The sequence below is a fragment of the Streptomyces longispororuber genome, from assembly GCF_014656095.1.
Classification (GTDB): Bacteria; Actinomycetota; Actinomycetes; order Streptomycetales; family Streptomycetaceae; genus Streptomyces; species Streptomyces longispororuber.
This window is the reverse complement of sequence record NZ_BNBT01000271.1, coordinates 1-4,719: the sequence shown is the minus strand read 5'-3', so window position 1 is coordinate 4,719 and position 4,719 is coordinate 1. Positions and strand designations below refer to the sequence as shown.

The 4,719-nt window shown below is 75.8% G+C and carries 4 protein-coding genes; 2 read left to right on the top strand and 2 right to left on the bottom strand.

From position 1 onward, the window contains the following. A partial coding sequence (locus IE330_RS37680) for a lysophospholipid acyltransferase family protein (RefSeq protein ID WP_229926220.1) occupies positions 1–827 on the bottom strand: 827 nt, incomplete at its 3' end. Next, positions 824–1,642, bottom strand: coding sequence for a GNAT family N-acetyltransferase (locus tag IE330_RS37675; protein WP_190140692.1), 819 nt, complete (start codon positions 1,640–1,642; stop codon positions 824–826). The genes IE330_RS37675 and IE330_RS37680, both read right to left, overlap by 4 nt. 628 nt (positions 1,643–2,270) lie before the next feature. Here IE330_RS37675 and IE330_RS37670 point away from each other — a divergent pair. Continuing rightward, positions 2,271–3,485 carry a CaiB/BaiF CoA transferase family protein gene (locus tag IE330_RS37670; protein WP_190140691.1) on the top strand — a complete coding sequence of 405 codons (1,215 nt, stop codon included), beginning with the start codon at positions 2,271–2,273 and terminating at the stop codon, positions 3,483–3,485. After that, positions 3,482–4,645: an acyl-CoA dehydrogenase family protein gene (locus IE330_RS37665; RefSeq protein ID WP_190140690.1), complete on the top strand. Its 1,164-nt coding sequence runs from the start codon at positions 3,482–3,484 to the stop codon at positions 4,643–4,645. Before IE330_RS37670 ends, IE330_RS37665 begins: the two co-directional genes overlap by 4 nt. Positions 4,646–4,719: the final 74 nt, after the last annotated feature.

Here is a 4,719-nt window from a genome sequence, read left to right as displayed (position 1 = left end):
GGGCGTGCGGCCACCCGGTCCGGGACGGGGCGGGCCTGGGGCGCCCCCGCGCGGGTCCGGCCCGTCACCGCCGCCCACGCGGCCTGCGCCAGCTCCTTCCGGTCGGCCCCGTGCACCGGGGCGTGCGCCTCCACCCGGACGCTCAGCCCTCGGGCGCTCACCACCCTCCCCAGGGACGCCCCGAACCCCTCGTCCCCGAGGAAGGCCGGAACCGTGCTCTCCGCCCGGCCGAGCCGGTAGGTCACCGTGACCGGCCGCACCGGCACCCCCGCGTCGACGGCCGCCTGGAACGCCGCCCTCCGGAAGCGCCCGCCGGAGGGCGAGCACCAGGTCGTGGCCTGGGGGAAGACGAGCACCGAGTGCCCGTCGGCGAGTGTCCCCGCCAACTCCCGGACCATCAGGGGAAGTTCCCGGCGCCCGCCCTCCCGTTCGATGAACCGCGTCCCGAGCCGCCGTGCCAGCGTCCCGACGACCGGCCACCGCCCGACCTCCCGCTTGGCGACGAAGGCCACGGGCTCCACGGCCAGCAGTGCGACAACGTCCAGCCAGGAGATGTGGTTGGCGACGACGAGCGTCCCGGCGCCGCCGCCGGGCACGCGCAGCGGTACGGGGCCCGCGTCGAGCCGCACCCCCAGCGCCCGCAGGACCCGCCGCGCCCGCACCCGTACGGTGTCGCCGTCGGCGAGCCGCTCCCCCAGGACGAGCGCGCCCCCGACCTCGCGGGCCAGCGCCGCGTACCGCCGCGCGGCCCCCGCGGCGTCGACGCGTACCGCGGCCCGCTGCGCGCAGGAGCGCGGGCAGCCCGCGTCCACGGCCCACGGGTTCACCGGGCCTCCCGGGCGTCGGCGTCGCCGAGGAAGAAGCGCCGGTGCCGCTCGCTCAGCCGCTCGGTGTCGAGCAGCACGAAGAAGTCGGCCGAGTCGAACTCCGGGTCGTGCGCGGGCGCCCCGCACATCCAGGCACCCAGGCGCAGGTAGCCGCGCAGCAGCGGCGGCAGGTCCGCGTACGTGGGCCGGTGCCCGGGGCGCGCGCCCGGCGGGGTCCACGGCCGGTGCGGGTGCACGCGCAGCTCCGGCGGGCCCGCGTGCTTGGCCGTGCCCAGCAGCCAGGCGGCGGCCGCCGCGGCGCCGCCGTCGGCCAGCGGCACGGAGGCGCAGCCGGCGAGGTAGCGGTGGCCGGAGAGCAGGACGTAGCGGGCGAGCGCGGACCACATCAGGTTGATGACGGCGCCGGACCGGTGGTCGGGGTGGACGCAGGACCGCCCGGCCTCGATGGTCGAGGCGCGCAGCGTGCCCAGCGCGCCGAGGTCGAACTCGCCCTCGGCGTACGAGCGCTCGCAGCGCCCGGGAGGGACGAGCCGGTAGGTGCCGACGACGGCGCCGCTCGCGGTGTCGGTGATGATCAGGTGGTCCGCGACCGCGTCGAAGGCGTCGACGTCGTGCCCGGGCACGGACGTGTCGAGCGCCGCTCCCATCTCCTCCCCGAACACCTGGAACCGCAGCCGCTGCGCGGCGCGCACCTGTTCCTCGGTGTCGGCGATGGAGGGGACGTAGGCGGGGCGGCTCCCCGGAGCGGATACGGGTGCGGGTACGGGTGCCGGAGCGGGCGCGGACGTCAGCGGCGTCACGGGTGTCGCGGGCATGACAGTACGTTCTCCGTTCGACGGGTGGTTGCGGCGGGGCCGTGCAGCGGGGAGGCGGGGACGGTTCGACGACGGCGCGGCGAGGGTGGCGCGAGGGGGAAGGAGAAGGGGGGAGGAGGAGGGAGGGAAAGGTAAGGAAAGAGAGGCGAACGGTGCGGCGGAGTCCGGCGGTGGGAACGGGCGGGGCACCCGCCCTCACGGTGACCGCCCCGGCTGAACTGCGCCCAAGCCGCGCACGGCGGTTCGTGCCGACCCTCGTGAGCATCAGGTGAACAGCCGTACCCGGTACGCGCCCCGGCGCGCGGCGCCCGCGAGGCCGCCCCCCGCCGGGCCTTGCGCGGTGCGCGGCGCGTGGCCCTGGCCTGCCGGCCCCTGCCGCGGCCGCCTCGCCGAGGGCGGCGGCGGACCGCCGCGGGGCAACAGCGGCGGATCGCGGTGTACCGCGCCGCCCGGATGTCCCGTACAAAGAGATCCAGGACGCAGAGATCCAGGACGCGAGATCCAGCACGCAGAGATCCAGCACGCAGAGATCCAGGACAGGGAAACCTTGAAGAGGGAGACCTGGAGCAGGGAGTCCCGGAACAGGGAGACCTGGGACAGGGAGACCCGGGACAGAAGGGAATCCGCCGTGCCGCACCCGCTGCCCCTGACCGGTGTCACCGTGGTCAGTCTGGAACAGGCCGTGGCCGCGCCGTTCGCCACCCGGCAGCTCGCCGACCTCGGGGCCCGGGTGATCAAGGTGGAGCGCCCGGGCGGGGGCGACTTCGCGCGGCGCTACGACACCACCGTGCACGGCCACGCCAGCTATTTCGTCTGGCTGAACCGCTCGAAGGAATCGCTGACCCTGGACGTGAAGTCCGCGCCGGGCCGGGAGGTCCTGCGCGACCTGATCGCATCGGCGGACGTGTTCGTGCAGAACCTCGCGCCGGGCGCCGCCGTGCGCCTCGGCCTGGCGGCGGAGCGGCTCCAGGCCCGCCACCCGTCCCTCGTCACCTGCACGGTCAGCGGCTACGGCACCTCCGGGTCCTGGGCCGGGCGCAAGGCTTACGACCTGCTCGTGCAGTGCGAGACCGGGCTGCTCTCGCTCACCGGCACCCCCGAGGAAGCCGTGCGCGTGGGCATCTCGGTGGCCGACATCGCGGCCGGGATGTACGCGTACAGCGGCATCCTGTCGGCCCTGTACACGCGGGCGACGACCGGGCGGGCCCCGGCGGTCGAGGTGTCGCTGTTCGACGCCCTCGCCGAGTGGATGAGCCAGCCCGCGTACTACACCCGCTACGGCGGCACCCAGCCGCCGCGCGTCGGCGCCCGGCACGCCACGGTCGCGCCGTACGGCGTGTTCATTGCGCGCGACGGCCAGGAGGTGCTGCTGTCGGTGCAGAACGAGCCGGAGTGGGCCGCGCTGTGCCGGGTCTTCCTCGGCCGTCCGGACCTCGTCGACGACCCGCGTTTCGCCACCGGTTCCGCCCGGGTCGCGCACCGTGAGGAACTGGACGCGCTGGTCGCGGCCCGGTTCGCCGCGCTCGACGGCCGGGAGGCGGTGGCGCTGCTCGACGCGGCCGCCATCGCCCACGCGGGCGTCAACACGGTGGCCGAGTTCCTGGAGCACCCGGCGCTGACCGAGCGCGGGCGCTGGCGGGACGTGGAGCTGCCCGGCGGCGCCCCTGCCGTGCGGGCGCTGGTGCCGCCCGCCGGGCTTTCGGGCGTGAGCCCGCGGATGGACCCGGTGCCGGACGTGGGCGAGCACACCGAGAGGATCCTCGCCGAACTCGGCCGCGGCCCCGGCGACATCGCCCTGCTGCGCGCCGAGGGCGTCATCGGCCCCGAGGCGGCGCGGTCGTGAGCGCCCTCGACGACCTGTCGCCCGCCGAGCGCCTGGCCGTCACCACGGTGCGGGACTTCGTGGACCGGCGCGTACGGCCCGTCGTCCGCGCGCTGGAGCACGCCGACACGTACCCCGAGGCCCTGATCGAGGAGATGAAGGAGCTGGGGGTCTTCGGCCTCGCGGTGCCGGAGGAGTACGGCGGCACACCGGTGTCCACGCCGTGCTTCGTCCTGGTGACGGAGGAGCTGGCGCGGGGCTGGATGAGCCTGGCGGGCGCGATGGGCGGCCACACGGTCGTGGTGAAGCTCCTCACGCGGTTCGGCACCGAGGCCCAGCGGGCGCGCTGGCTGCCCCGGCTCGCCACGGGCGAGGTGCGCGCGGCCATGGCCCTGACGGAGCCGGGCGGTGGCTCCGACCTCCAGGCGCTGCGCACCGTGGCGCGGCGCGAGGGCGACACGTACGTGGTGAACGGCGCGAAGACCTGGATCACCAACGCCCGCCGCGCCGGGCTCCTCGCGCTGCTGTGCAAGACCGACCCGGACGCCGAACCGCGCCACCGGGGCATCTCGGTGCTCCTGGCCGAGCACGGCACCGGCCTGACGGTCACCCGCGACCTGCCCAAGCTCGGCTACAAGGGCGTGGAGAGCTGTGAGCTGGTCCTCGCCGACTACCGGGCGGGCGCGGACGCGCTGCTCGGCGGGGTGGAGGGGCGCGGCTTCGGGCAGATGATGCACGGCCTGGAGACCGGGCGGCTCCAGGTGGCCGCGCGGGCGCTCGGCGTGGGCCGGGCCGCGTTCGAGGACGCGCTGCGCTACGCGCGGGAGCGCGAGGCGTTCGGCGAGCCGATCTGGCGGCACCAGTCCGTCGGCAACCTCCTGGCGGACATGGCGACGTCGCTGACGGCGGCGCGCCAGCTCACCTTGTACGCGGCCCGCGAGGCCGACGCGGGCCGCCGGGTCGACATGGAGGCGGGCATGGCCAAGCTGTGCGCGTCCGAGACCGCCATGAAGGCCGCGCTCGACGCCGTACGGGTGCACGGCGGGCACGGCTACTCGACGGAGTTCGACGTCGAACGCTACTTCCGCGACGCCCCGTTGATGATCGTCGGCGAGGGCACCAACGAGATCCAGCGGAACGTGATCGTGCGTCAGCTCGTCGAGCGGGGCGGTCTGGAGTGACGGCCGGTACGCCGCGCCCGCCGCGGGCCGGTCCGCCGCCCCGCCCCGCCCCGGGCCGTCGGCCCCGCTCCGGC

Coding starts and splice junctions, on each gene's coding strand:
- IE330_RS37675 (WP_190140692.1), bottom strand. CDS start 1,642: ATGCCCGCGACACCCGTGACGCCGCTGACGTCCGCGCCCGCTCCGGCA.